Raw genomic sequence first — 26,259 nt, 5'->3', positions numbered from 1 at the left:
GTGGCGATGCAGGCGATCTGGAAGGGGGCCATCTCGTTCGGGATGGTCACGATCCCCATCAAGGTGTTCTCGGCGACCGAGGAGAAGGACATCTCGTTCCGCCAGGTGCACGTCGCCGACGGGGGCAGGATCCGGTACAAGCGGATCTGCGCCGAATGCGGCGAGGAAGTCCCGTACTCCGACATCGGTAAGGGCTACGAGATGGCCGACGGCCGGATGATCGTGCTCGAGCCGGACGACTTCGCCGACCTGCCGCTGTCCAGCAAGAAGGTGATCGACGTCCTGGAGTTCGTGCCCGCGGACCAGGTGGACCCCCTGTACCTGGGCAAGTCCTACTACCTGGCGGCCGACGGTGGTCCTGGCGCCAAGCCGTACGTGCTGCTGCGTGACGCCCTCGACGGCTCCGAGCTGTACGCGCTGGTGAAGGTCGCGCTGCGGTCCCGGGAGAGCCTCGGCCTGCTCCGGACGTACGGCGACATCCTGGTGATGCAGGTGATGCTGTGGCCGGACGAAGTACGGGACGCGTCGTTCGCGGCGCCGGCCGAGGACGTGGAGATCCGCTCGCAGGAGAAGGCGATGGCGGCGTCGTACATCGACACCCTGCGTGGTGAGTTCGACCCGGATCAGTACCACGACGAGTACCGGCACGCGCTCGAGCAGGTGGTCGAGGCGAAGGCGGCCGGCGTGCCGATGCCGGAGGCCGAGGAGGAAGAGCAGGAGGGCGCCGAGGTCGTCGACCTGGTCGCCGCGCTGCGGGCCTCGGTCGAAGCCGCCAAGGCTCGCAGGTCCGGCGGCGGTGAGACCGCTCCGGCGAAGAAGGCGGAGGCGAAGACACCTGCCAAGAAGGCCGCGCCGGCCAAGAAGGCAGCCGCGAAGAAGACCGCGAAGACCGCGGCGAAGAAGACGGCTAAGAAGAGCACGAGGAAGTCGGCATGAGCGAGCGTAGCGAGGTAGAGGCGTGACCGAGCGGCCCCCGACCACGACCGAGGTCCCGAAGGATGCTTCGGAGATCCCGGCGGATCCGACCGCACCGCTCGTAAAGCCGGGCGACTTCCTGCTCGAGCTCATCCCGGTGCCGGTGACAGACATCGACCGGGCGAAGCGGTTCTACTCCGTGCAGTGTGGGTTCCATGTCGACGTGGACGTCTCGCCGGCGGACGGCGTCCGCGTGGTGCAGCTGACGCCGCCTGGTTCGTTCTGCTCGATCAGTCTGCTCCAGGGCCTGCCCATGGCGGACATGGAGCCGGGTTCGCTGCGTGCTCTGCACCTGGTCGTGAAGGACATCGAGGCCGCTCGGCAGGAGCTGATCGGCCGCGGTATCGACGTCGGTGAGACTGAGGACCTCGGCGGTGTCTTCTACGCGTGGTTCAAGGACCCGGACGGCAACACCTGGGCGCTGCAGCACATGCCCTGGCGGCCCTAAGGCTGTCCGCCGAGGAACTCGAGCAGTCGCGTATTGAACTGCTCGGGGAACTCGGCGGGCAGGCCGTGCCCAGCCTCCGGCCAGAGCTCGGTCTGGTTGTCGGGCAGGAACGACTGTGCCCGATGCGCCGCTTTGAGCGGATCATGGACGACGCTGCGCCCACCGAGCAGCGCCAGCGTCGGCACCTGAACGCTCCGCAGTGCGTCATCGGTCCCGTACGACGGCATCGGCAGCTTCATCCGGTAGTCGCGCAACCCCGCCATCACCAGGCGCCCGGCCGGCTGCTGGATCGGCACGCCTCCGGCGACCCACTGCAGATACCGCGCGCCGACGCCATCCGGCAGACCGGGCACCAGTGCGAACCCGCCGAGCAGGAACCGCCAGTCGAACCGCGCGAACACATTCGCCGGCTCGACCAGGGCGAGTGACGCGATCCGCTCGGGTGCATGCAACGCCAGGTTGAACGCGAGCCAGGCACCGCCGGAGACCCCGGAGACATGTGCCTTCGCCAGGCCGAGCTCGGCCAGCGTCTCGTTCAGCCACACCGCCTGCTCTTCGGATGACCGGATCGGCAGTGTCTGCACGCTGCGCCCTGGTTCCCCGAGTACGTCGATCGCATAGACCGGGTGCTTTTCGGCGAGCCCCGGGATGTTCTGCTCCCACATCACCGACGTCCCGGCCCGACCGTGCAGCAACACGATCGGCACCCCGTCGTCGGCGCCGTACCGATACACCCGCACCTGCCCGTACGTCGTACTGACGTCGACCGACTCGCGTTGCCCCGGGATGCCCATCAGCGTCACGTCGTACAGCCGCAGGTACACCGCCTGCGCCTCAGCGCTCACGAAATGCCCGACACCAGCCATGCCCGCGAACCTACCGTCCCGCGAACTACCTGCCGAGTGGGCGCCGCCTGGCGAGCACCGTTCGGCGGTGGATGCGCCAGCCGTCGTCTGTTCGCACGATCAGGTCGTTGTAGGTGACGCTGCCGCACGCGCCGTCGGACATGACGCCGAGGCCCTTGGAGCGGGCGGTGACCTCGTCCGGGCCGGCCTCCGTCAGGACGATGTTGGTGACGTGGTGGCCGACCGGGTTGTTGTCGCCGAGGGCCTCGGCTGCCTCCTGCAGCGCGGCCGGGCCGACGATCACGCCGCCGCCGAGGTCGGTGACGTCGTACTCGATGTCGGGAGTGAAGAGGGTGTCGGTGGGTTCGCCGGCGTCGACGAGGTGGCCGTGCAGCGAGATGAGGTCGGTGATCGCGATCCGGTCGGCGGGATCCATGGCCGAGCTCCTAACTGGGGGAATCCCCGGTTGTCCAGGAGAGTAGTGTAACCAGGGATGTCCCCAGTTAAGTTGCGTGCTGACGCCAGGCGGAACCGCGAGCAGTTGATCGAGGCTGCGCGGGAGGTGTTCGCCGAGTTCGGAACGCAGGCGCCGCTCGACGAGATCGCCCGGCGTGCGCGGATCGGCAACGCGACGCTGTACCGGCACTTCCCGACGCGCGACGACCTGCTCGTCGCCGTGTACGCCGAGGAGGTGCAGGCACTGTGCGCGGCAGGTCTGGACGCGGCCGGGCTGGACACGGTCGGCCGGGCAAGGGGTGGCGCGGTCGCGGCGGGTGAGGCCGAAGCCCTCGTCGACCGGCTCTTCGAGTGGCTGGCCGCCTTCGTGCGCCACGTCGCGGAGAAGGGTGATCTCGCCCGGAGTCTGGAGCCGTCAACGCGACGGTCGCAGCTGCACGAGGAGTGGCATGCGGCGATGGTGGCGGCGGTCAGCGGGCTGGTCGAACGGGCGCAGGAAGCCGGCGCGCTGCGGGCCGATGTCGACCCGGTCGACCTGCTCGTCCTGGCGGCTGGAATGGCCACTGCGGAGCCTGTCCGAGTGAAACGTATGCTACAAATGGTCCGGCGTGGGGTGGTCAGTTCCTGACCGGACCAGTCGGCCTCGTGGTCACTTTCTGGTCAGGTTCGTTTCCGGTGGTGAGTCATGGCAACATGCTCGTATCACCAGCGAGTCGCGCCGCCACCCGCACCGGCGTACCAGCACGATCCACACCACGATCGAGGAGCACCGCACGATGGATGCCGTCACCGCCGTACCCACGCCCGCCAACGAACCCGTCAAGGGATACGCGCCCGGATCGTCGGAGCGGGCGAGCCTGGAGGCGAAGCTCAAGGAGTTCACCGCGGCCGGTGCGATCGATCTGACCTGCACCATCGGTGGTGAGCAGCGGCTCGGTGGCGGTGCTCCGATCCAGGTGGTCCAGCCACACAAGCACGCGCACGTACTCGGCACCCTCGGCAATGCGACCGAGGCGGACGGCCGGGAGGCTGTGATCGCCGCGCTCGGTGCCGCCAAGTCCTGGCGTTCGCTGTCCTTCGACGACCGCGCGGCCATCTTCCTGAAGGCGGCCGACCTGCTCGCCGGCCCGTGGCGCGACACCCTGAACGCGGCGACCATGCTCGGCCAGTCGAAGACGGTGCAGCAGGCCGAGATCGACGCCGCCTGTGAGCTGATCGACTTCCTCCGGTTCAACGTGGCGTTCGCACGGCAGATCGTCAGCGACCAGCCGATCTCGTCCCCCGGCGTCTGGAACCGGGTCGACTACCGGCCGCTGGAAGGGTTCGTCTACGCGATCACGCCGTTCAACTTCACCGCGATCGCCGGCAACCTGCCGACCGCGCCGGCGCTGATGGGCAACACGGTGGTCTGGAAGCCGTCGCCGACGCAGCAGTTCGCGGCGCACTGGACGATGCGGCTGCTCGAGGCCGCGGGCCTGCCGGCCGGCGTGATCAACCTGGTCACCGGCGACGGCCTCGAGGTGAGCAAAGCCGCGCTGACCCACCCGGACCTGGCCGGCATCCACTTCACCGGCTCCACCAAGACGTTCCAGTCGCTGTGGTCGACGGTCGGCACGAACATCGCGTCGTACAAGACCTACCCGCGGCTCGTCGGTGAAACCGGCGGCAAGGACTTCATCCTCGCGCACCCGTCCGCCGACCCGGCCGTGCTGAAGACCGCGATGGTGCGCGGCGCGTTCGAGTACCAGGGCCAGAAGTGCTCCGCGGCCAGCCGTGCGTACGTCGCTCGTTCGGTGTGGGAGCGGATGCGCGACGACCTGGTCGCCGAGACCGAGTCGCTCACCATGGGCGACGTCACCGACCTGTCGAACTTCATCGGCGCGGTGATCGACGACCGGGCGTTCGCCAAGCACAAGGCGGCGCTGGACCGGGCCCGGCAGACCGACGCGCTCGAGGTCGTTGCCGGTGGCACCTATGACGACAGCGAGGGGTACTTCGTCCGGCCGACGCTGGTGGTCTCCGACGACCCGACCGACGAGATCTTCACCACCGAGTACTTCGGACCGATCCTCGGCGTGCACGTGTACGACGACGCCGACTACGACACCGTGCTGCGGCAGATGGAGAGCGCCGCGCCGTACGGTCTGACCGGTGCGATCATCGCGCAGGACCGCCACGCGGTCGCCGCGGCAGCCGCCGATCTGCGCTTCGCCGCCGGCAACTTCTACATCAACGACAAGCCCACCGGCGCGGTCGTCGGGCAGCAGCCGTTCGGCGGTGCGCGCGCCTCCGGCACCAACGACAAGGCCGGCTCGATGTGGAACCTGATCCGCTGGGCCAGCCCTCGCTCGATGAAGGAAACCTTCGCCCCGCCGACTGACTACCGCTACCCCCACCAGGGCTGACGGTCCCTCAGCCGTAATCAGGGGTGGTCGGGGTTTACCCGGGAATCGGTGGGATCGGGAGTAGATCGAGCCCGCTGCGTCGTTTCCCGGGTATGCATGAGACCGATCTGCACCTGGAGCCCAACGAAGCCTCCGACCTGTGCCGCGTGTTCGGGCCGGATGTCCTCAGCCGCCACGGCTGGGACCGGGCCTTCGTCACGGTGCTCGACGAGGCCACCGCCGAGGACTCGCTGGCTCTACTCGTCCACACCGCCGGTGCGCCACTCGACGACGAGTGGGCGGCGCTGCGGGTGTTCGCGGACGCCGGCCTGAACGCAGGCAAGACTGAGGACGCCGAGGCCTGCGCGTCCCGGGACGGCTACGTCTACCTCGTCGGTTCGCAGTTCGGGAAGAAGGCCGGCCCACTCGCGGCCAAGCGGTCCTGGATCGCCCGCGTCAGCGAGCAGTCGATCGCGGACGCCATCGAGAGCGGTGGCCGAGCGACCCTCGAGATCGTGCGGCTGCGCTTCGGCCTGCATCGGGCGATCAACGACGCCCTGGCCGGCGTCGAACTGCTGCCCATGGGTGCGCTGCTGCAGCAGGCGTACGTCGACGCCACCATCGCGGCCGGCCGGCAGAAGGCCAAGCGCTGGGACGGTACCGTCCATCCGGCGGATCACCCGATCAACATCGAGGCCGCCGAGTTCCGTGCGAACGGCAACCTGCTGCTCGGCATCCGGTACCCGGTGACCGCCGACGGGCATCCGCTGCTGGTCGAGCTCGAGAACGTGTCGGAGCTGTTCGACGACCCGAACGCCGTACCGCGGTGTGGCAACGTCTGGGTGCTCGGCGACGTCGGCGGTGTCGAGGCGCCGGCCGGACTGCGTGGCCTGGATACCAGAGGCGGCGACCGGTTCGATGCCGTCATCGGTGACCTCGACGCCTCCGGCAAATCGGCGACGGTACTCGCGGACCACCCGGAAGGCGCACGCGCGGCGTCCGAACACGTCCGCTTCGAACTCCCGTCAGACACCGACGGCGGTGTCGTCTCCGCCAAGGTCGTGCACCACTTCGGCGATATCCGCCGCGTCGAAGGTGTCGCCGTCGACCACGAGGGCCACGCCCACTACGTCATCGACGAGGAAGGCCACGTAGCCCTCAGAACCCTCGTCTTCGACTGAAGCTGAAGCTGAAGCTGACGCTGACGCTGACGCAAGGTCAGGTCAGGAGGCCTCGTCGGACGACGATGTAGTAGGTCGTCATGTCGTCGATCAGGGTCTCGATCTGGTCCGGTTTCGTCGGATCGGCGTCCAGGAACCAGTCGGAGATGAGGTCGAAGAGGCCGCCGACCAGGCCGATGGCCACGCTGTGCCGCACCGCCCGCTGGTCTGCGGCATCCCGGCCGCGGGGCGGTCCGTCGTACCGGTCCCAGAGCTGCTCGAGGAATCCCGCCGCCCAGCGGCGGTTGGTCCGGCGCTGCCGCTCGACCAGGGGTGAGATGCCGGCCGCCATCCCGAAGGTGACCCTGGCGACCCGCGGGTCGTCGAGCAGGGCGTGGGCGAACACCTGGATCAGCTTCGGCGCCACCTCGCGCTCGTTCCCGACCGCCTGCGCCGCCAGTCCCGCGACCTGCTCCTGCAGGCGTTCCGAGGTCCGCTGCAGCAGCGCGACGTAGCAGTCCTCCCGGTTCGTGAAGACTTCGTAGAAACTCTTCGTGCCGATGTACGCCGTACTGCAGATCTGCTCGATCGACGTGTTGATGTACCCGTTCGCGGCGAAGAGTTTGAGCGCGGCGTCGAGCAACTGCTCACGGCGCTCGGCCCGGCGTTGTTCGGCGTCGAGCCCTCGGATGGTCCGTCCCATGCGCTGCACGTTACCCCGGGTGGCGGAACTGTAACCAAGTGATCTGGTTCTGAACACGAACTCTTGTTCATAACCCGACTTCATGCTGCACTGTCGGTGATCTGCTCGTCACCGAGAAGATACAGCAAGAGAACATCGCCTGCGCCGGCGGCTGTTCTGAAGAGGGGTACTGCCATGCCACACCTGATCCGCCGCGCCGCCGTCGCCCTGGTCGCCGCCGCGCTGCTCACCACCACCGCGACCGCCGCGACCGCCGCAACCGCCGCGACCGCCGCGACCGCCGCAACCACTGCGACCGCGGCCCCGTCCTCCGGTTTCGACAACTGGTCCTGCAAACCGTCGGCCGCGCACCCGAACCCGCTCGTCCTCCTACACGGCCTGGGCGGCAACGGACCGGGCAACTACTCGTACCTCGGCCCGTTCCTCGCCTCGAAGGGCTACTGCGCCTTCTCCATCACGTACGGCCAGGCAGCGCCGACGATCCCGGTCGGCGGCACCGTCTCCATCACCCAGTCGTCGGCCGAGATCGCGGCGTTCGTGCAGCAGGTCCGGCAGGCGACCGGCGCTGCGAAGGTGGATATCGTCGGGCACTCCGAGGGCGCCTTCCAGAGCATCTACGGCCCGAAGATCCGCGGGTACGCCGGTCAGGTCGGCAAGGTGGTCGCGCTGGCACCCCCGACTCACGGTACGACGTTCGGCGGGCTGGTGAGCGTGGGCGACTACCTCGGTCTGCGACCGTTGGTGGATCAGGTACTACGGGAGTTCGGCTGCCCGGCCTGTGACGAGCTGATCGTCGGCGGCTCGGCCGTGGACCAGTTGACCGCCGGCCCGATCGCGCAGCCAGGGGTCAACTACACGGTGATCGAGTCCCGGTTCGACGCGCTGGTGACGCCGCACGAGACGTCGTTCATCCGCGAGCCCGGCGTCACGAACAAGTTCGTCCAGGACGTCTGCCCGCTCGATCCGGTCGGCCATGTCGGTCTGGCCTTCGACCCGACGGTCGCGCAGTTGGTCTCCAACGCGCTCGACCCCGCGCACGCCAAGTCAGTGGTCTGCGGCTTCGGCCCACCACTGTAGAGATCAGGCGGTGCGGTTGAGCTGCTGCAGGGGCGGATCGACGAGAAGTGCGGAACCGCACTTGACGCAGATCCACTCGTCCGGCTCGTCGACCAGGTGATCGGCGGCCTCGATCCGTTCGAACGGCATCACGGTGGCGCAGAAGACGCAGTACTGCGAATCCTCGCCGGCCTGCTCGGCCCGTCGGCCCTTCTTTCGCACGACTGGCTCACCTCCGGGTGGCAACTCGTCAGCTTTCAGGTTGCCACCGGAGGTGAGCCGGTCACCGTAACGACACTCGGGCTCAGTGGGTCCAATCCCGGCCGAGTTCGTGTTCCTTCTGCAGGCCGGAGCGGATCGCGTCGACCACGAACGGCTCGATCTTCCTGCCGATCAGCGGGACCGCGACCTTCACGTCGAGCTCGATCGCCTGGACCGTGCTCGCCCCGGTGGCGGTGATCTCGGCGGTGCCCTTCAGAGTGACCGGGGTGTTGCTGATCTCGCCGCGCACGTCGGCCTCGCGCGACCCGTCCGCCTTGGCCGGGTGCCAGGTCTCGGTCTGGACGATGGTCAGCGTCTGGCCGACGAACTTCCGGGCGATATCTGGTACGTCGTCCGACGGCATCTCGCGCTGGACCTTGACGATGGTGTCACCGCCGGACTCGGTCACCTCGACGGAGTACGACAGCGCCTTGGTCTTCTGACACGCCTGCTCGCGGAAGGTGGCGTCCGTGACGATCGCGAACACTTCCTCGGGTGTGGCGTCGTACGACGCCGACAGCTTCAGCTCCATGGCGGACATCATGGCATTACCGCTCGGTCACAACACCAGGTCACCGCGAGTGCGGTGTCAGGACGAGGCTGACGGTACGGTCGTGTGCCGCCGTACGGAACGGAGCGACCCGCTGCTCGGCCTCGCGGCTCACGTCGTACTCCGAACGTCCCGCGCTGAGCTGACCTGGCGTGGGTTGGGAAGCGCTTGCCCGTAGGGTGGATGGGGTGAGGCTCAAGGAGCGGTGGGCGGCGGTTGAGGGGCGCGAGCAGGCGATCAAGGCGGCTCGCGGGCGGGTGAGTGTTCCGGATCTGACCCGGCGAGACGTCTGGGGTCGTCGCGATCCCGATGCGGTTCGGGCGATCCTCGCCGAGGCGGAGGCGGATCGCGCTCAGCCGTGGCCGCGGACGCTGTTGTCCGACTACGCCCGCTACTGGCGTGACGGAGTCCGCACGGCGTACGAGGGCCCGGCCGGTGAACTGCGGCGTCGTACCTCGACTGCTGTTCTCGCGGCCGCGCTGACAGCTGATCAGGCGTACGTCGATGAGGCTGCCGACGGACTGATGTTGTTGTGCGAGCAGACCACGTGGTGCTGGGCGGCGCATGAGTCGTTCGTGACCGCTCGGGGTGAGGTGGCCGGCGATCCCGACGAGCCCTATCTGGACCTCGGTGCGGCGGAGACGGCGGAGATCCTCGCCTGGGCGGACCTCGTCCTCGGGCCCGTGTTCGACGAGCGGGTGCCGGGGCTGCGGCGGCGGATGCGGCGCGAGGTCAGCCAGCGGGTCATCCAGCCGTTCCGCACCGATCGCCGCTGGCACTGGCTGGGGCTCGACGGCCACCTGCACAACTGGAACCCGTGGATCCACGGTCACGTGCTCGCTGCCGCGCTGTTCCTCGAGGACGACCCGCAGGTTCAGCTGGAGGTCACCGACCTCGTGGTCGACGGCCTCAGCCGCTACCTCGACGCACTGCCCGACGACGGCGGCTGCGACGAGGGCTACGCGTACTGGTGGAACGGTCCGGCCCGGCTGGCCCTGGCACTCGACGTACTCGACCGCGTCACCGCCGGCGCCTTCGCACCTTGGTCTTGTACGCCGCTCGCCGAGTTGGCCCGTTATCCGCAGCGGGTCGCGCTCGGCGACGGCTGGTACGTGAACGTCGCCGACGGTTCTGCCCGCCCGGACGCGAACCAGCCGTGGCACGTCCTGCACCGCTGGGGCCGCAGTCATCACGATCCCGAGGTGATGGCTCAAGCCGCCGCCCACCGGGACCTGCCGATCGCCCCGGCCGCCGGCCTCGGACGCGCGGCGCTGGGCCTGACCGACGACGCCTGGTGGGACGCGGCCAAGGCCGACCTCCCACTTCCGAAGTCGACTTGGTTGCCGGACGTCCAGCTGTTCGTCGCCCGTGACGATCAACTGGCGCTTGCGATCAAGGGTGGTCACAACGACGAGAACCACAATCACAACGATGTCGGCTCGTTCATCGCTGCGCTCGATTCCACCCCGGTGCTCATCGACCTCGGGCAGCCGACGTACACCGCCCTGTCCTTCTCCGATCGCCGCTACACGCAGTGGGTGGTCCAGAGCGCCTGGCACAACGTCCCGATGATCAACGGCCACGAGCAGCAGCACGGCCCGCAGTACAAAGCGACCGACCTCGTCGTCCAGGACAACTCGCTGGCTCTCGAGCTGTCGCAGGCGTATCCCGATGCGCCCCGCTATCGGCGGGTGGCGACGCTCGAGGACAACGCGATCACGATCGCCGACGAGTGGGAAGGTGCGGCAACCCAGCACTTCATCATCGCCGGTACGCCGACCAGCCAAGGACCGCACGAGGTCGTGGTCGAGACCCTGGCTGGCGCGCACGCGCACCTCAGCTGGGACGCGGGTATCGGACGACTGGAGGAACGAACCGTCGACGACGCCCTGCTGGAAGGTGTCTGGGGCCCGACCGTGCATCGGCTCGTCATCCAGTGCACCGGCAACTCTTTCCGCCTGACCGTCCGCAGAGGAGAGCGACCGTGACTGACGCGCCGTACACCGGCCTGAACCGGGAAACCTGGGCGGCGACCGCTGACGGGCTGTTGCTGTCGCTGCGCCCGTGGGCGTCGCCGGACCACGCCCGTATCGACCTGCCCGGTCTGCCGAGCGCGTACGGTCCGGACAGCGACTCGCTGGAGGCGTTCGCGCGCTCCTTCCTGCTGGCCGGGATCCGGTTGCACGGTGACGATGGCAACGATCCGCACGGCCTGGCCGAGTGGTACGCCGACGGCCTCCGCGCCGGCACGGATCCGGCCTCCCCGCACGCCTGGCCGCGCCCTGATCAGCTTGGCCAGGCGAAGGTGGAAGCCTGCTCGATCGCCCTCGGCCTGCACCTCAGCCGTCGTTGGCTCTGGGATCGTCTCGACGACGCCGACCGCGAGCGGATCGTCGCGTGGCTGGCGACTGTGGTCGGTGAGGAGTACCCGCCGATCAACTGGGTGTGGTTCCAGATCGTCGTCGAGACGTTCCTCAAATCGGTCGGCGGTCTGTGGTCGTCGGCCGACCTCGAGAGCGGCCTGGCCGTGCATGAGTCGCTCTACCGCGACCACGGCTGGTACGCCGACGGGCCTGAGCGCGCGTTCGACCACTACAACGGCTGGGCGCTGCACGTGTACCCGTTGCTGTGGGCAACCATGGATCCTGAGCTGGTCGATCCCAAGCTGGTGATGGCCTGGCGTGAACGGCTCTCGCAGTACCTCCGGACCGCCGTCCACCTGATCGGCGGAAACGGCTCGCCGCTGGTCCAGGGTCGCAGTCTCACCTATCGATTCGCCGCCGCCGCACCACTGTGGATGGGCGCTCTCACCGGTGCGACCGACGTACCGCCAGGCCTACTCCGGCGCGGTGCGTCCGGCATGCTCGCGCACTTCCTCGACCACGACGTGCCCGACGACCGCGGTCTGCTGAACCTCGGCTGGTACGGCGAATGGCCGCGGATCGCGCAGTCGTACTCCGGTCCCGGATCGCCGTACTGGGCGGTGAAAGGCATGCTCGGCCTGATGCTGCCGGCCGATCATCCGGTGTGGACCGCGACGGAGGAACCGCTGCCGGTGGAGACCGGGGACTTCACGCTGGAGGTGCCTGAGCCGGGCTGGATCGTCAGCGGTACCAAGGCCGACGGCGTCGTCCGGATCGTCAACCACGGCACGGATCACTCGGTGCCGGGCGACAAGCGGGCCGACTCGCCGCTGTACGCGCGGCTCGGATACTCGACGCACACCATGCCGCCGCTCGATCAGACCGCGTGGTCAGAGGCGATCGAGAACAGTGTGGCGATCGTGCATCCGGAGTACGGCCCGAGTCATCGCAACGGGTTTGAGGTTGTGCGCGCTGGCGTCTCGGTGACATCGGCTCACTGGGTGCGGACTGATGAGGACAAGGGTGCCGAGCACGGGTCCGGTCGTGGTGGGAGTGTCCTCGAGGGTCCGCGCCTGGTCGTGGGCTCGGTGCTGCATGGCAGTCACGAGGTGCGGGCCGTGGTGATCGAGGGTGAGATCGATCCGTCCTGGCAGCTGGAGTTCAGCGGCTGGCCGCTGTCGGCGGCCGAACCGCCGGCGGAGACCGTCGAGGGGTTCAAGTCGAAGGTCGCGGCGAACGGGCTCGTCTCGTTCGTCGCCGGCGGCACCGCTTTCGAGTACGACGTACGCCGTCTGACCGATGCGAGTCCGGTGGGCAACCACACCGCGATCCCCTGTGCCAGAACGCATCCCGAGGCCGGTGAGGTGTACACGGCCATCGTCACGCTGGGCGGTTCGCCCGAGCTGCCGCCGACTGTCTCCGACGAGGGCCGCACGGTCCGGGTCGAGTGGTCGGACGGCCGGGTGGACGACCTACACCTAGACACCGCCTGACGCTTCGGCTTGGACACCGCCTGACGTGCGCTACGGCTGGACGCGTGACGCGAGTGGGATCGACGAGTCGCGGATCATCAGCTCCGGGGTGATCAGGATCCGCTGCGACGGACGCCGCCTGCCCTCGACCAGCCGGGCCACCATCAGCTCGACCGCCGTCCGCCCGACCATCGGTTTCGGCGGCCGGATCGCGGTCATGGCGGGCTCGGCCAGCCGCGCGACTTCGTCGTCGTACGCAACGATTGCGAGATCCTCCGGGATCGCGATCCCGCGTTCGGCGCAGTACTGCGCGACCGACATCGCGTCCGGATCCGAGTGGACGACGAGAGCCGTCGTACGGGTCGCGCGGCAGCGTTCGAGGAGTTGGCCGATCGTCTCGCGGTAGCCGGGTTCCTCCATCCGGACCGACTCGCGCACGACCAGGTCGGGCGAGAGTCCGAGGTCCGCGCAGACCAGTTCCCAGCCGCGTTCGAGGTGCGCTGAGGTCGGGCTGCCCTTGGACAGCACCAGGCCGATGCTGCGATGACCGTGCTGGTGCAGATGCCGGACGGCGATCTCCAGACCGAGAGCGTGGTCGCTGCGAACCCATTCCAGCTGGTTCTTGGTCGGCGTCCAGCGCGGTGGTTGCCGCTCGATCAGGATCACCGGGACGGGGAGGTCGCCGATCCACTGGATCATCTCGGGGACATCGTCGCCGTCCAGGTTCGGTGCGAGCAGCAGACCCTGCACCTGCTGGGCCTCGATCAGCCGGGTGATCTGCCGCTGGTCCTCAGCCCAGTCGTACGTCGACCCGCGCAGCTGGATCTGGACGTCCTGGGCAACGGCCGCCGAGCGGGCACCGCCCACGATCGCCGGCCAGTAGTAGTCCAGCGACGGGACGACCATCCCGATGGTGAACCGTGGCGGCCCGGTGCCACGACGGCGGATGTGTGCGGCCGGGCCGAGGTCGGTGGGCAGGGTCGCGCCGCCGTGGACCTTGGTGAGCAGGTTCTGGGAGGCGAGGGCCGCGATGTCCCGGCGGACGGTGAGTTCGCTGACGCCGAGCAGTGCGGCGAACTCCCGCACCCGAATCGACCCGTGCCGCCTCAACTCGTCCATCAACCGTTCCTGCCGCTGCGGCCCGAACAACCGCTCCTCACTCACCGCTCGTCACCTCCGGGTCTGTACGAGTCTGAATGTTTGCGTGTGTATCTGAACGACCAGTAGATGCAGTGAACGAAAACGACATCTCATGTTCACATGACCGCTACGGTAACCGCTTGCCGCGGGCTTGTCGTGATGAGCGACGAGTCTTTTCGGGCGCACTTCGACCAGGAGCGCCTGGATCGGCTGGCCAGCCTGGTCGGAGACCCGGTCTGGGTGGACGAGCTCGACTCCCCGGCGGTCCGAGAGCGGCTGGCCGATGCCGAGGTGCTGATCACGTCCTGGGGTGTTCCGCGCCTGTCCGCTGAGCGGCTGGCCGCCGCACCCGGGCTGCGGGCGGTCTTCCATGCGGCCGGCAGCGTGCGCGGGTTCGCCGCTGACGAGCTGTGGGACCGCGACATCGTCGTCACCAGTGCGGCCGACGCCAACGCGATCCCGGTCGCCGAGTACACGCTGGCCGCGATCATCTTCGCCGGCAAGAAGGCGCCGTTCCTGGCTGCCGACGCGAGTACGGCGTACCGCGGCTGGGGGCACCTGACCGGCTTCGGCGACCTGTCGAACTTCCGCCGGTCGATCGGCATCGTCGGTTTCTCCCGGACCGGCCGACGGGTGGTCGAGATGCTGCGGACCCTCGACGGTCCGACCGTCCTGGTGGCCGACCCGTACGCCGACCCGGCCGCTGTCGCCGCGGCCGGCGCCACGCTGATCGACCTTGAGGAGTTGCTGCCGCAGGTCGACGTACTGTCGCTGCACGCGCCGGCCCTGCCCAGCACCTACCGGATGATCGGCGCGGCCGAACTCGCCCAACTGCCCGACCACGCGACCGTGGTGAACACGGCCCGGGGGAGCCTGATCGACTCGGCCGCACTGGCCGAGGAATGCCGGTCCGGGCGGCTGTTCGCGATTCTCGATGTCACCGACCCGGAGCCCCTGCCGGCCGATTCGATCCTGCGCTCGGTGCCGAACGTGATGATCACCCCGCATATCGCCGGTTCGCTCGGTTCCGAGATCCACCGGCTCACCGACCACGCCCTGGACGAGCTCACCCGCTGGCTGGCTGGCGAGCCCCTCCTCGGACGGATCACCGCAGAAACCTTTCCCCTCACTGCCTGACAAGGGCAGTCCGCCTGAAGGAGATCGTCGTGAAGCGACGCCTTGTAGCAACAATCGCCGCCACCGCCGCGGCACTGGCCCTGACCGCCTGTGGTGGAGGCTCGTCCGACGAGCCGGCCGCCGGCGGCAGGACGACCGTCAAACTCGCCCTCTGGAACTACGCCACCACACCGGAGTTCAAGGCACTCATCGACGGTTTCGAGAAGGCCAACCCGGACATCGACGTCGAGCCGGTCGACATCCTGTCCGACGACTACAACGAGAAGCTGACCACCATGCTCGCCGGTGGTGACAGCACCGACATCCTGACCATGAAGAACGTCATCGGCTACGCGCAGTACGCCAACCGCGGTCAGCTCCTCCCGCTCACCGACGAGGCGGGCAAGCTGGACGCGGCCAAGCAGTCCGGTCTCGATGCCTACAAGATCGACGACAAGTACTTCGCGCTGCCGTACCGCCAGGACTTCTGGGTCCTCTACTACAACAAGGCCCTGCTGAAGGCGGCCGGCGTACCCGAGTCGAAGCTCGAGAACCTGACCTGGTCCGACTACGCCACCCTCGCCAAGAACCTGAGCAAGGGTGACGGCGGGACCAAGGTGTACGGCGCCTATCAGCACACCTGGCGGTCCGTCGTCCAGGCCACCGCCGCAGCTCAGAGCGGCGGAGACCTGCTCGGTGGCGACTACGGGTTCTTCAAGGACCAGTACGCGATGACGCTCGACCTGCAGCAGGCCGGTGCCCTGTTGCCTTGGGCAACTGCTTCCAGCCAGAAGGTCAGCTACAACTCGATGTTCTCCACCGGCAAGGCCGCCCTGATGCCGATGGGCACCTGGTACGCCGCTCAGTTGCTGGCCGACACCAAGTCCGGCAAGACCAAGATCGACTGGGGTGTCGCCCCGCTGCCGCAGCGCGAGGCCGGCAAGGTGACCACGTTCGGTTCGCCGACCGCGTTCGCGGTGAACAAGAACTCCAAGCACGCCGACGCCGCGAAGAAGTTCGTCACCTGGGCGGCTGGTGAGGAAGGCGCTACCGCGATCGCCAAGGCTGGTGTCACGCCGTCGCTGCAGAGCCAGGCGATTCTCGACACGTACTTCGCGCTGCCCGGCGTACCGCAGGACGCGCTGGCGAAGAAGGCGTTCAAGCCCGACCAGGTGGTGCTGGAGATGCCGGTCAGTGACACGACCGCCGACGTCGACACGATCCTGACCGAGGAGCACGAGCTGATCATGACCGGCGAGAAGTCGCTCGACGCCGGGCTGGCCGAGATGTCCAAGCGCGTCAAGAACGAGGTCGGCTGATCCCTGTGACCAGCACAACCGTCGCCCCGGCGCAGGCCCCGACACAGGGCCCCTCGCAGGCGAGCAGAAGGTGGCGAAGCATCCGGCTCGGCTGGAGCTTCATCCTGCCGAACTTCCTCGGCTTCGCCACCTTGACCCTGGTCCCGGTGCTCGCGTCGCTGGCGCTGTCCTTCCTGGACTGGGATTCCTACAGCACGCCGAAGTGGGTCGGCCTGGCCAACTTCGAGCGGATGATCCACAACGAGACGTTCTGGACCGCCCTGCGCAACACCGCGTACTACGCGATCGGCCACGTGCCGTTGACGTTGTGCGCGGCGCTCGGCTTCGCCGTACTGCTGAACCAGAAACTGCGCGGGGTCCGGTTCTTCCGGACCGCGCTGTTCTTCCCCTACATCACCTCGCTGGTCGCGGTCGCGGTGGTGTGGAACATGCTGCTCAGCCCGGAACTCGGCCCGGTGAACCAGTTGCTGCGGGCGATCGGGATCGACAACCCGCCGGGCTGGACCACGTCGACGACGTGGGCGATGCCGGCGGTGATCCTGGCCAGCGTGTGGCGGGATCTCGGGTACTACATGATCCTCTACCTGGCCGGATTGCAGACGATCCCGGGCGAGCTGTACGAGGCGGCCCAGGTGGACGGTGCGAGCGCGTGGCAGCGGTTCTGGAGTATCACGGTGCCGTCGTTGCGGCCGACCACGTTCTTCGTGTTGATCATGCTGACCATCTCGAGTTTCAAGGTGTTCGACCTGGTCCAGGTGATGACCGAGGGCGGTCCGGGCCGCTCGACGCTGGTGCTGTCCCAGGTGATCTTCCGCGAGGGCATCACCCAGGGCCGGTTCGGCTACTCGTCGGCGGTGTCGATGGTGCTGTTCGTCATCGTGCTGACGATCACGCTGGTGCAGTTCCAGCTGCAGCGAAGGAGTGAGCGATGACCATCACGACGACCCGGCCGACGCTGCCGGAGCTCGAGCCGCCGGCCGCCCCGAAGCCCCGTGGACGTGGGGTTGCGAGCGTACGGCGGGGGTTCGCCTATCTGCTGCTGGTCGTCCTGTCGGTCGCCGTACTGGTGCCGTTCGCCTGGATGGTGTCGTCGTCGCTGAAGCTGGACAACGAGGTGTTCAGCGTGCCGATCCGGTGGATCCCGGCCGAGTTCCACTGGGAGAACTTCACCACCATCTGGTCGCGCATCCCGCTGCTCACCTACCTGCGCAACTCGGTGTTCCTCAGTCTCACCATCACCGTGTTGCAGGTGCTGACCGGGAGCTTCGCGGCGTACGGGTTCGCCAAGGTGCGGTTCCCCGGCCGGGACGCGTTGTTCCTGGCGTACATCGCCACGATCGCAGTGCCGTGGCAGGCGTACATGGTGCCGCAGTACATCATCATGCAGAAGGCTGGACTGGTGAACACGCACCTGTCGCTGATCCTGCTCCAGGCGTTCAGCGCGTTCGGCGTCTTCCTGATGCGCCAGTACTACCTGACCATCCCGGACGAGCTGAGCGAGGCAGCCAGGCTGGACGGCCTGAGCGAGTACGGCATCTGGGCGCGGATCATCCTGCCACTGTCGAAGCCGGCGTTGGCCAGCCTCGCGCTGCTGACCTTCGTGAACACCTGGAACGACTACATGGGGCCGTTCATCTACCTGACCGACAACAAGCTGTGGACGATCCAGCTCGGCCTGCGCTCGTTCATCGGCCTGTACGACGCGGAGTTCGCGATGATCATGACCGGCTCGGTGCTGTCCGTGCTGCCGATCCTGGTGATCTTCCTGCTCGGCCAGAAGTACTTCGTCCGCGGTATCGCCACCAGTGGGCTGAAGTGATGGGCTCGCCACTGGCCCGCGTCAACGTCCGCGCGGACGCCTGGGACCTGATCTGGTCCTTCGCCCACCGGGTGCTCGTGGTGAACGCGGGACTGGCGCTTGGTTGTGCTCCGCTGTTGTTCGCGTCGGCCGTGGTCGCCGATCCCTTGAGCTATCCGCTCTTCTTCGGCGTCCTGGCGCTCTGCCTGGGGCCGGCCCTCTCGGCCTCCTTCTCCTACCTCCAGGCCGACGATCCGTCGCTGCGCAGCTTGTTCCGTTCGTACCGGCGGGTCATCCGCCGCAGCTTGCTGCCCTGGGCGCTCACGCTGGCCGTGCTCGGCATCCTGGTGACCGACATCGTCGCCCTCCATGACGCCACCCCCGGGGCCGCTCTCGTCCCGCTGCTGGCCGTCGTGGGAGTCCTTGCCCTCGGCACCGGTCTCTTGCTCCTGGTGGATCTCTCGGTACCGCTCCGCGCCGCCCTGTACGCGATCGTCCGCACACCACATCTGACTCTGCTGAGCTTCGTCGTACTGGCGGCGGCGGTCCTCATCGTCAACCAGGTCCCACTCGCGGGCATCGCGACCGTGCCGGGCTGCGCGTTGTGGGTCGTCCAGCTCAACTCCCGGCTCCAGTTGGCCGGATCCGGCGCTTGATCAGCGCGACGACCAGGCCGACGCCGATCAGCGACAGGCTCACGACGGAGGCGTACTTGTCGACGAGCAGCACGACGTCCACGGCCCGCTGGCCGCTCCAGTAGCCGAGTCCCGCGATCAGACCGGTCATGATCGCGGCGCCGGCGAGGTCCAGCAGGAGGAAGACGGTCAGCCGCATCCCGGCCCAGCCGGCCATTGCGTACATCACCGCGGTAGGAACACCCGGAAGTACGGCGCAGAGGACGGCGAGCCGGAGAATCCAGGGAGCGAGCTCAGTGGCCCGGCCGGCGAAGCGCAGCACACGCTCGCTGGTGGTGAACATCCTGATGATGCCTTCGCCCCATTGCCGGCCCGTCCACCAGGTGAGCCAGTCGAACTTCACCATGCCGATCGCACCGGCGAGAACGACAAGCCACAGCGGAACATCGCCGATCCGGGCGAACGCCGCCGCGGCGCCGATCGGCACGAGGTCGCCGGTCAGGAATTCCAGGGCCACCGGATGCGACGCGAGCAGGAACGGCTTGACCGGCCGCAACGCCAGCCCTAAGGCGACCACCCCGACGATCGCTCCCAGCAGCGCCAGATCGACGCGGGTGGCGCGGCCTTCCCAGGGCACGAAGCGACGCCAGGCAGGGGCCGCCGGCCGGCGAGCCCCGGCTGGGTCGCTCACCGGCTCACGTCCCCACCAACGAGTCGCCTATCGCCGTACGGCGATAGACCACTCTGTTGCCACGTCGGCTTCGCTCGACAAGCCCTGCCCGCAGGAGCACCTGAAGGTGATACGACACGGTGGGAGCGCTCCAGGGCAGTTGGCTGCTCAGCTCCTTCGTCGACTGGTGTTCGGCGAGCTCGGTCAGCAGCACCGCGCGCGTGTCGCCCAGCAGGTCGGCCAGTGCACGGTTGGGAACCTGGCTGTCGCGCTGCCAGAGGCGTGCGATGCCGTTCGACCGGTACACGACGGCTGGTTGCTCTGGGCACTTCACCGTGAACTGCACCGGCCCGACATGCGTCGACGCCGGGATCAGCAGTACGCCGTCGTCCGCCCAGTCGACGGTGACGTCGTACGGCCGATCCAGGACGAGTCCGCTGCCGTCCCAGACCATTCCGCGGCCGAGGTCGTTCAGCATGGCGACGGCCCCACGGGAGGCGAGGAGATCGCTCTTCCGACGGATATCGTCGTCAAGGACCACTGTGGTCCGGCCCCAGTCCGGTTCGATGGCGAGCTCGAAGAAGAGCTGCAGAGCCTTGGCGGCGGCAACGGCCACGGCTTCCGGACCGTCGGCCATCACTCGCTCGAGCGCCTCGGGCGCCGGACGACGCCACCTCCGGTAGGTCTCCTCGTCGCCGAACAGTGCCACGACATCGTCTCGGACCGGCCGCCCGCGCAGACCGATGTCGAGTTGACGCTCGATGTCGTCGGGGGACGTCCGGGCGATGATCCCCGCCTGGTCCGCGATCGTCGCCACAGAACGCGCCGGCGGCGGAGTCAGGAAGTCCGGGGCGTAGTTGTGATCAGCCGGTACCAGCGCCTCCAGCAGGCCCAGCTCGCCGGCCGGCATCAACGCCTGCGCACGCGCGTACCAAGTCCGTGCATGACGCGCGGGATGGTCGGCGCGGAGGCGAACCGTGCTCACCACTTCCTGTGCGGGCGAGATGGCGAAGCGCGATCGACCGAGCTGGTCCGCGGTCATCGTGATGTGAATCGCCACCACTGCAGTATGCCCAGCGGCGACCGAACAAGAAGCAGATTCGAAGAGGTTCGAATCCCAGCGCTGGAGTCACCCCGGGTCGGGGACGCCATTCAGGAGGTCCAGGGCGGATTGCTGGCGGGCGGCGTCCAGTGTGTCGATCGGGCCGTACCAGCGCAGGCCGTACTGGTCCATCGCCGTACGGTCCGAGGCGAAGGCACGGTCGGCCTGGCGTTGTAGGTAGGTCGTGTAGGGGTGGTCGGAGAGGGCCGCGTTGAGTTTGGCCAGGCCGCGGACGTGGGCGCCCTTGAAGGACGGTCCGTCGCCGCCGCAGTCGCCGGACTCGCACGGTTCGCGGAGGATGCCGTCGGCGGTGTGCAGCGAGCTCGCCGTCGTCGCCGCGTCGGCGAGTTGCCGGGCGGTGGTCAGGTGGGCCGAGTTGTTCGTTGCCGTGGACAACTCGGTGAGTGCGCCGAGCAGCACGCCCTGGTTGTAGGTCCATGCGGTGTCGCCGTTGTTCCTGCAGGTGGACAGGTCGATTCCGTCGTTGACCAGGTACGAGCTGTTGACCATCCCGGTCTGCTGGAACCAGGTCCAGCCGCTCTGCGCTCGTTGCAGATAGGCGGTGTCGCCGGTGATCCGGTTGTGCAGGGCCGCGTTCAGGTGGATGTAGAGCGAGTTCGAGATGGCGTTCTTGTACGTCTTCGCCTCACTCCACCACACCCCGCCGCCGCACGTGTTGTCCCAGTACGCCGCCATGTGGTCGGCGTCGGCCCGAGCGGTCTGCAGGTAGCGGGTCTCGCCGGTCAGGTCGTACGCCGCGATCCAGGCGAGACCCCACCAGCCGGTGTCGTCGATGTAGTCGTTGCGGAACTGGCCTTGTGCGGCGTTGAGGTTGAGGTCGTAGGTCCGGGCGATCGCGTACTGGTAGCTGGCCATTCCGCTGACCCGGATGTTGTCGATCACCGCGTTGAGCGCGTTGGCGGAGTTCCACCAGCCGGTGGTGTCGAACAGTCCGGTCGCGTAGTTGTAGAACTGCATCTGCGCGGTGGCGGCCGCCGTACGACGGTCTCCCGCGTTCCAGGTGGTCCGGGCCCACGCCGTACAGGCGATGTCGGGACGGTCGCCGGCCTTGCCGCAGGCCCGGAGTGCGCCGACACCGTGGTTGTTCCAGTCGTCGACGTTGTACATCTGCGTGCGCCAGCCGCTCTGGCCGGACGGGATCGCGGTGTTGCCGAGGCGGCTGCCGTCGGTCCAGGTCCGGCCGCCGTCCATCGAACGGTCCAGCCAGATCTCGTCGCCGGGGTTGCCGTTCTCGATCGACGCCCAGCCCATCGCGTCGGCGTCGTCGAAGTGCAGGGTGATCGTCCGGCCGAAGAGCGTCGCCGACACCGGGGCCCGGTCGCCGGGGGACAGGGCGGGATCGCGGGCGTCGCAGTACTTGTTACAGATCGTTGCTTGGGTGGCTCTGTCAACTGGCATGGTGACCGCCGGGGTCGAGGGTGCGGGCGGTGGCGCGCCGAGCGGTGATACGAGCAAGCTGAGGCTGGAAACGATTCCAACGAACATCACAGATCTCCCCGGGGCGGTAGGAAGAGAGCGGTTTCACCGAAGGTAGGCGGACCGCTTCACTGCGTCAAGACATCAGCAGCGACGCGAGGATGCCGACCGCGGTGAGAACGGTGATGGTGCTGGCCACCCGGCGACCACGCCTGGTCCGCTGCTGGACGGCCGCCGAGTCGAGATCCCTGGCACACGGGGTGAAGTCAGCCGCGTCGGACGGCGCGAACAGGCCACCCAACCGGCACAACGCCGTACGCCGGGATGCCTGCCGGGCAGCCTCTTGTACGACGCTCCGCCGGATGAACTCGTGTGGGTAGCCCTCTGCCGGCGACAGCACACGCTGTACGACGCCGTGCGCCGCAGCCACCCGTCGTGGCCGGCTGATCGAAGGAGGGAGGATCAGATAGGCCAGGTGGACCAGTGAGGCATAGTCGTCAGGCAGCAACGCCTCGATCTGTGGTTCCTCACGCGTGGGTCCCTGGATGGGACCCGGGACGAGCGGGGTCTGGACCGTGGCGGACATGCAACTCCTTGTATCGGCGTACCTCAGTCCCAACGAGCCAATCGCTGACCGGTCACGGAAGGCGTCGGATACCCTCGGCCTCATGAGTACTGGTGACGGGGTGGCCGGGCGGTGGGACGGGGTCGACATCCACTTCGGTGAGGAGGGCGGTCGGCTCACCTACGGCAGTTACCTGCGGCTGGCCGAGCTGCTCGATCAGCAGCGGCTGGAGTCGGATCCGCCGGCGCATGACGAGCTGCTGTTCATCACGATTCACCAGGTGTACGAGCTGTGGTTCAAGCAGGTCTTGCACGAGCTGACCGCGTCCCGTGACGCGATGCTGTCCGGTGAGCTCTGGCTGGCCGAGCACCTGCTCCGGAGGGTGCACACGATCGAGCGGACGCTCACGCAGCAGGTCGACATCCTGGAGACGATGACACCGCAGGACTTCGGCGAGTTCCGGCATCGGTTGTCACCGGCAAGCGGCTTCCAGTCGGTGCAGTTCCGGGAGATCGAGTTCCTGTCCGGCGCGAAGGATCCGTCGTTCGTGAAGCGGTTCCGCGGCCTGACCGAGACCGAGAAGGCTCGCCTCGGGCAACGGCTGGAGGCCCCGACTCTGTGGGACGCGTTCCTCGTCGTCCTCGGGAAGGCAGGCTTCGCCACCGACACCGAGGACGACGTTCGCGACGCTCTCCGCAAGGTCGCCGGCGACCGCGGCCACTACGGCGCCGTCTGGGAACTCGCCGAAGCCCTGGTCCAGCACGACGAACTGGCCGCTGCCTGGCGCGCCCGCCATGTCGTCATGGTCGAACGCATGATCGGCACCAAGCCGGGCACCGGCGGCTCCTCCGGCGCCGGCTACCTCCGCAGCCGCTTGGACCTCCGCTACTACCCGCTCCTCTGGGACCTGCGCTCGAGCCTCTGACCGTCCACCCGGCCGGCCTTGTGGTTGCTGACAGCAACGAAATGTCGTTGTGTGCAGCCTCGGTGGGAGACCAGCAGACCACACCGGCTGCTCCGGTCAGCAGTAACGTCACCGGCCTGGGGGACAAGAGCATGTTCAGACTACGGCGCGCCGGGGAAGACGTCCCGATGAGAACTGGATGAGAATCCGTTCATCAGCCCGAGCCGCGGTGAAGGAGACAGGTTTGTGAAGCTCTATTCCGACGTGGGGTCGCAGCGGTTCGGGCAGGTGGTCGGCGATCTGATGCTGGTGGGGTGGATCTGGCTGTGTGTGGAGCTCGGGCAGCTGGTCTTTCGGATCACCAATGCCTTGGGAGCTCCGGGGCGAAAGGCCGCCGAGGCAGGGGACGGGTTGGCGGGGGATCTGCGCCGGATGTCGGAACCGATCGGGAAGGTCCCGGTGGTGGGGGATCAGTTGCGGTCGCCCGTAGACGGGGCCGCGGGGGCTGCGGGGAAGCTGGCGGAGGCTGGACGCGACCAGGCGCATGCGGTGGAGCAATTGGCCTACCTGCTGGCCGGGGTGACGATCGGGCTGCCGGTGCTGTTCGCGTTGCTGATCTGGATGCCGCGGCGGATCCGGTTCTCGCGCCGGGCGTCGGCCGCGCGGAAGTTCATCGACAGCGACGCGGACCTGGACCTGTTCGCGCTCCGGGCGATGGCGAACCAGCCGATGCACCGGCTGGCCAAGATCTCCGACGACCCGGTCGCGGCCTGGCGCGAAGGCGACACCGAGATCATCACCAGACTCGCCGACCTGGAGCTGCGGAGCACCGGCCTGAAAGCGCCCTCGTAACGGGCGCACAGCTACCCTCATCGCATGGCGAGGGTGCTGCTGGTCGAGGACGATGACGCGATCCGGACGTCGCTGGGCAAGTCCCTGACGGCGGCCGGCCATGTCGTCACGGCCGTTGCCGCCGGCGCCGACGGGGTCGCCATGGTCGCGCGCGATCGTCCCGACGTACTGCTGCTCGATCTCGGCCTGCCCGATCTGGACGGCCGGGACGTGCTCGCGATGGTTCGTGCCGTCAGCGACGTACCGGTGATCGTGGCAACGGCTCGCGACGACGACGCCAGCGTGGTCAAGCTGCTCGACGCCGGTGCGGACGACTACGTGATCAAGCCGTTCAGCTCGGCCCAGATCGACGCCCGGATCCGCGCCGTACTGCGGCGGCTCGGTCAGGACCAGCAAGGCGAGTCGACGGTCGACCTGGGCGCGTTGCGGATCGACCCACGCAGTCGCGAGGTCACCGTCGACGGTGCGCCGGTCGACCTGACCCGCAAGGAGTTCGATCTCCTGCTCGCGCTGTCCCGTCGCCCCGGCGCCGTGGTCAGCAAGCGTGAGTTGCTCGCCGAGGTGTGGGGCCTGCCCTGGGGTGGCGGTGACCGTACGGTCGACGTCCACCTCTCCTGGTTGCGCCGCAAGCTGGGCGAAACGGCGGCCGAGCCGCGATTCCTGCACTCCGTTCGCGGGGTCGGCGTCAAGCTGTCGGGTGGCTGACCATGCGCCGGAGGATCCTGCTGCTGTCGGTCGGCATGACCACGCTGGTCGTGCTGGCGTTCGCCGTACCGCTGATCATCCTGCTGCGAAGCGCGACCGTGTCGGAGTCGAAGGAGGAGGCGCGGTACCTGGCCGAGTCGGTCGCGTACTACGTCGGCGACAAGGATCACACGGCCGACGACATCACGGCGTACATCGACGGCCTTGCGGACAAGCCCGGGACGATCTCGGTCCGGCTCGCCGACGGTACGACGCTGGGCGACCCGCCGCCGGGTGGTGTTTCGACGCCGAAGCCGCTGCCGAGCGACTACGGCGACGGTGATGACGATGACAAGAAGGGTCCGCCGAAGATCAGTGACGCCGACTACCGCGACGTCGGCGGCGGCATGGCGGTCGAGGTCGGCGTGGGCACCGAGACCGGGCCGGCGTCGGTCTGCCTGTTCCTGACCGCGGACGAGTTGTACGACGGCATCGTCCCGCGCATGCTCTTCCTGGTCGGCGGCAGCCTGCTCGTCCTGCTGCTCAGCATCATCGGCGCCGAACTCGTCTCCCGCCGGCTCGCGCGCCCGCTGGAAGAGACGGCCAGTACGGCGGAACGCCTGGCGCGCGGCGACATGGACGCCCGGGCCCCGACGACCGGCCCGGCCGAGGTCGCCAAGGTCGGTGCTGCCCTCAACGGTCTCGCCGACCGGATCGACGAGGTGATCGCGGTCGAACGCGAAGCCGTCGCCGACCTGTCCCATCGACTCCGTACGCCGCTGACCGCACTCCGGCTGCAGGTCGAGGCGTTGCCGGATCGCGAGCGCGCCGAGGAGCTCAACACCCAGGTGAACAGCCTGGAGCGGACCCTGACCGCGGTCATCAGCGCGGCCAGACGCCCCCAGCGAGAGGGACGCGTAGCGCATTGCGACGCGGTCGAGGTGACACGCAATCGCGCCGCCTTCTGGGAACCGCTCTTCGAGGACCAGGGACGTGTGCTGGCGCTCGACCTGCCGGCCCCGCCGGCGATGGTCCGCTCGTCAGCCGAGGATCTCGGTGCTGCGCTGGATGCGTTGGTCGAGAACGTCGTCGCCCATACGCCCGACGGCACACCGGCCCGGATCACGTTGACGCGCGAGGCGCACGGCGTACGCATCGTTGTCGCCGACAAGGGGCCCGGCATCCCGCTCGGCGCCGGCGAACGCGGCCGGAGCGACCGCGGCTCGACAGGGCTCGGCCTCGACATCGCCCGCCGTTGCGCCGAGGCCGCCGGCGGCCACCTGACCATCGGCAAGAACGAAGTGGTCCTCACCCTCGCAGCGTCTTAGTAACCGCCGTCGTCCACGCCGGCCCGCGCTCAGGGT

Annotated in this window: 27 protein-coding genes; 17 read left to right on the top strand and 10 right to left on the bottom strand. The window is 68.2% G+C overall.

What is annotated here, in order from left to right; genetic code table 11:
* Positions 1 to 6: 6 nt before the first annotated feature.
* Positions 7 to 936 (top strand): non-homologous end joining protein Ku, encoded by a 930-nt coding sequence (ku, locus tag EV652_RS23070; RefSeq protein WP_132211253.1) that lies wholly within the window; start codon positions 7 to 9, stop codon positions 934 to 936.
* A gap of 22 nt (positions 937 to 958) precedes the next feature.
* A complete protein-coding gene (locus tag EV652_RS23065; RefSeq protein ID WP_242001934.1) occupies positions 959 to 1,423 on the top strand; it encodes a VOC family protein in 465 nt (154 codons plus the stop codon).
* Here EV652_RS23065 and EV652_RS23060 read toward each other — a convergent pair.
* Positions 1,420 to 2,289 carry an alpha/beta fold hydrolase gene (locus tag EV652_RS23060; RefSeq protein WP_132211252.1) on the bottom strand — a complete coding sequence of 290 codons (870 nt, stop codon included), beginning with the start codon at positions 2,287 to 2,289 and terminating at the stop codon, positions 1,420 to 1,422. The two genes, EV652_RS23065 and EV652_RS23060, sit on opposite strands and share 4 nt — an antisense overlap.
* Positions 2,290 to 2,314: 25 nt before the next feature.
* Entirely contained in the window at positions 2,315 to 2,704 is a 390-nt protein-coding gene (locus tag EV652_RS23055) for a nuclear transport factor 2 family protein (RefSeq protein ID WP_132211251.1), read from the bottom strand.
* Positions 2,705 to 2,761: 57 nt separating this feature from the next.
* Between EV652_RS23055 and EV652_RS23050 the strand changes: the two genes are divergently transcribed.
* The 3 genes from EV652_RS23050 (at position 2,762) to EV652_RS23040 (ending at position 6,289) form a co-directional block, all read left to right on the top strand.
* Positions 2,762 to 3,352, top strand: coding sequence for a TetR/AcrR family transcriptional regulator (locus EV652_RS23050; RefSeq protein WP_132211250.1), 591 nt, complete (start codon positions 2,762 to 2,764; stop codon positions 3,350 to 3,352).
* 148 nt (positions 3,353 to 3,500) lie between these two features.
* A complete protein-coding gene (gene pruA / locus EV652_RS23045; RefSeq protein WP_132211249.1) occupies positions 3,501 to 5,129 on the top strand; it encodes an L-glutamate gamma-semialdehyde dehydrogenase in 1,629 nt (542 codons plus the stop codon).
* Positions 5,130 to 5,221: 92 nt separating this feature from the next.
* A complete protein-coding gene (locus EV652_RS23040; protein WP_132211248.1) occupies positions 5,222 to 6,289 on the top strand; it encodes a hypothetical protein in 1,068 nt (355 codons plus the stop codon).
* A gap of 37 nt (positions 6,290 to 6,326) precedes the next feature.
* On the opposite strand, the gene EV652_RS23035 is transcribed toward EV652_RS23040, so the two are convergent.
* The gene (locus EV652_RS23035; protein WP_132211247.1) at positions 6,327 to 6,971 is read right to left on the bottom strand and encodes a TetR/AcrR family transcriptional regulator; all 645 of its coding nucleotides are present in this window, start codon (positions 6,969 to 6,971) and stop codon (positions 6,327 to 6,329) included.
* Positions 6,972 to 7,145: 174 nt separating this feature from the next.
* Here EV652_RS23035 and EV652_RS23030 point away from each other — a divergent pair, with 174 nt between their 5' ends.
* Positions 7,146 to 8,048 carry an alpha/beta fold hydrolase gene (locus EV652_RS23030; RefSeq protein WP_132211246.1) on the top strand — a complete coding sequence of 301 codons (903 nt, stop codon included), beginning with the start codon at positions 7,146 to 7,148 and terminating at the stop codon, positions 8,046 to 8,048.
* A 3-nt stretch (positions 8,049 to 8,051) separates the two neighbouring features.
* On the opposite strand, the gene EV652_RS23025 is transcribed toward EV652_RS23030, so the two are convergent.
* Both EV652_RS23025 and EV652_RS23020 read right to left on the bottom strand, forming a co-directional pair.
* Positions 8,052 to 8,249, bottom strand: coding sequence for a hypothetical protein (locus tag EV652_RS23025; RefSeq protein ID WP_242001933.1), 198 nt, complete (start codon positions 8,247 to 8,249; stop codon positions 8,052 to 8,054).
* 82 nt (positions 8,250 to 8,331) lie between these two features.
* Positions 8,332 to 8,820 carry a DUF2505 domain-containing protein gene (locus EV652_RS23020; RefSeq protein WP_132211244.1) on the bottom strand — a complete coding sequence of 163 codons (489 nt, stop codon included), beginning with the start codon at positions 8,818 to 8,820 and terminating at the stop codon, positions 8,332 to 8,334.
* Between the two features lie 206 nt (positions 8,821 to 9,026).
* Between EV652_RS23020 and EV652_RS23015 the strand changes: the two genes are divergently transcribed.
* Positions 9,027 to 10,826 carry a heparinase II/III domain-containing protein gene (locus EV652_RS23015; RefSeq protein ID WP_132211243.1) on the top strand — a complete coding sequence of 600 codons (1,800 nt, stop codon included), beginning with the start codon at positions 9,027 to 9,029 and terminating at the stop codon, positions 10,824 to 10,826.
* Entirely contained in the window at positions 10,823 to 12,694 is a 1,872-nt protein-coding gene (locus EV652_RS23010; RefSeq protein WP_132211242.1) for a DUF2264 domain-containing protein, read from the top strand. The genes EV652_RS23015 and EV652_RS23010 overlap by 4 nt, the downstream gene beginning before the upstream one ends.
* A gap of 30 nt (positions 12,695 to 12,724) precedes the next feature.
* Here EV652_RS23010 and EV652_RS23005 read toward each other — a convergent pair whose 3' ends face one another.
* Positions 12,725 to 13,837 (bottom strand): substrate-binding domain-containing protein, encoded by a 1,113-nt coding sequence (locus EV652_RS23005; protein WP_199238337.1) that lies wholly within the window; start codon positions 13,835 to 13,837, stop codon positions 12,725 to 12,727.
* Positions 13,838 to 13,933: 96 nt separating this feature from the next.
* On the opposite strand from EV652_RS23005, the gene EV652_RS23000 reads away from it, so the two are divergent.
* The 5 genes from EV652_RS23000 to EV652_RS22980 are packed head-to-tail and all read left to right on the top strand — an operon-like array spanning position 13,934 to position 18,702.
* Complete coding sequence (locus tag EV652_RS23000) at positions 13,934 to 14,950, top strand: hydroxyacid dehydrogenase (RefSeq protein ID WP_132211241.1); 1,017 nt, start codon at positions 13,934 to 13,936, stop codon at positions 14,948 to 14,950.
* A gap of 29 nt (positions 14,951 to 14,979) precedes the next feature.
* Positions 14,980 to 16,248 carry an ABC transporter substrate-binding protein gene (locus EV652_RS22995; RefSeq protein WP_132211240.1) on the top strand — a complete coding sequence of 423 codons (1,269 nt, stop codon included), beginning with the start codon at positions 14,980 to 14,982 and terminating at the stop codon, positions 16,246 to 16,248.
* 5 nt (positions 16,249 to 16,253) lie between these two features.
* On the top strand, positions 16,254 to 17,180 hold the full coding sequence (locus tag EV652_RS22990) for a carbohydrate ABC transporter permease (RefSeq protein ID WP_132211239.1): 927 nt from the start codon (positions 16,254 to 16,256) through the stop codon (positions 17,178 to 17,180).
* Positions 17,177 to 18,067, top strand: a complete 891-nt coding sequence (locus EV652_RS22985; RefSeq protein ID WP_132211238.1) for a carbohydrate ABC transporter permease — start codon at positions 17,177 to 17,179, stop codon at positions 18,065 to 18,067. The genes EV652_RS22990 and EV652_RS22985 overlap by 4 nt, the downstream gene beginning before the upstream one ends.
* Positions 18,067 to 18,702: a hypothetical protein gene (locus EV652_RS22980; protein WP_132211237.1), complete on the top strand. Its 636-nt coding sequence runs from the start codon at positions 18,067 to 18,069 to the stop codon at positions 18,700 to 18,702. Before EV652_RS22985 ends, EV652_RS22980 begins: the two co-directional genes overlap by 1 nt.
* Here the strand turns inward: EV652_RS22980 and EV652_RS22975 are convergent.
* The 4 genes from EV652_RS22975 to EV652_RS22960 form a co-directional block, all read right to left on the bottom strand.
* Positions 18,665 to 19,372 carry a DedA family protein gene (locus EV652_RS22975; RefSeq protein WP_132211236.1) on the bottom strand — a complete coding sequence of 236 codons (708 nt, stop codon included), beginning with the start codon at positions 19,370 to 19,372 and terminating at the stop codon, positions 18,665 to 18,667. The genes EV652_RS22980 and EV652_RS22975 overlap by 38 nt on opposite strands.
* 4 nt (positions 19,373 to 19,376) lie before the next feature.
* Positions 19,377 to 20,411, bottom strand: a complete 1,035-nt coding sequence (locus tag EV652_RS45390; protein WP_132211235.1) for an ArsR/SmtB family transcription factor — start codon at positions 20,409 to 20,411, stop codon at positions 19,377 to 19,379.
* Positions 20,412 to 20,480: 69 nt separating this feature from the next.
* Positions 20,481 to 21,872 carry a glycoside hydrolase family 76 protein gene (locus tag EV652_RS22965; protein ID WP_242001932.1) on the bottom strand — a complete coding sequence of 464 codons (1,392 nt, stop codon included), beginning with the start codon at positions 21,870 to 21,872 and terminating at the stop codon, positions 20,481 to 20,483.
* Positions 21,873 to 22,026: 154 nt separating this feature from the next.
* Positions 22,027 to 22,476: a hypothetical protein gene (locus EV652_RS22960; RefSeq protein ID WP_132211233.1), complete on the bottom strand. Its 450-nt coding sequence runs from the start codon at positions 22,474 to 22,476 to the stop codon at positions 22,027 to 22,029.
* 82 nt (positions 22,477 to 22,558) lie between these two features.
* Here EV652_RS22960 and EV652_RS22955 point away from each other — a divergent pair, with 82 nt between their 5' ends.
* The 4 genes from EV652_RS22955 (at position 22,559) to EV652_RS22940 (ending at position 26,223) form a co-directional block, all read left to right on the top strand.
* Positions 22,559 to 23,380: a tryptophan 2,3-dioxygenase gene (locus EV652_RS22955; RefSeq protein ID WP_132211232.1), complete on the top strand. Its 822-nt coding sequence runs from the start codon at positions 22,559 to 22,561 to the stop codon at positions 23,378 to 23,380.
* Positions 23,381 to 23,605: 225 nt separating this feature from the next.
* Positions 23,606 to 24,211: a hypothetical protein gene (locus EV652_RS22950; protein ID WP_132211231.1), complete on the top strand. Its 606-nt coding sequence runs from the start codon at positions 23,606 to 23,608 to the stop codon at positions 24,209 to 24,211.
* A 24-nt stretch (positions 24,212 to 24,235) separates the two neighbouring features.
* Complete coding sequence (locus EV652_RS22945) at positions 24,236 to 24,916, top strand: response regulator transcription factor (RefSeq protein ID WP_132211230.1); 681 nt, start codon at positions 24,236 to 24,238, stop codon at positions 24,914 to 24,916.
* A gap of 2 nt (positions 24,917 to 24,918) precedes the next feature.
* The gene (locus tag EV652_RS22940) at positions 24,919 to 26,223 is read left to right on the top strand and encodes a sensor histidine kinase (RefSeq protein ID WP_132211229.1); all 1,305 of its coding nucleotides are present in this window, start codon (positions 24,919 to 24,921) and stop codon (positions 26,221 to 26,223) included.
* The last annotated feature ends 36 nt before the right edge of the window (positions 26,224 to 26,259 follow it).

Source organism: Kribbella steppae (assembly GCF_004342025.1).
GTDB classification, from domain to species: domain Bacteria; phylum Actinomycetota; class Actinomycetes; order Propionibacteriales; family Kribbellaceae; genus Kribbella; species Kribbella steppae.
The sequence above is the reverse complement of the archived record's forward strand: the minus strand, read 5'-3'. Positions and strand labels throughout refer to the sequence as shown.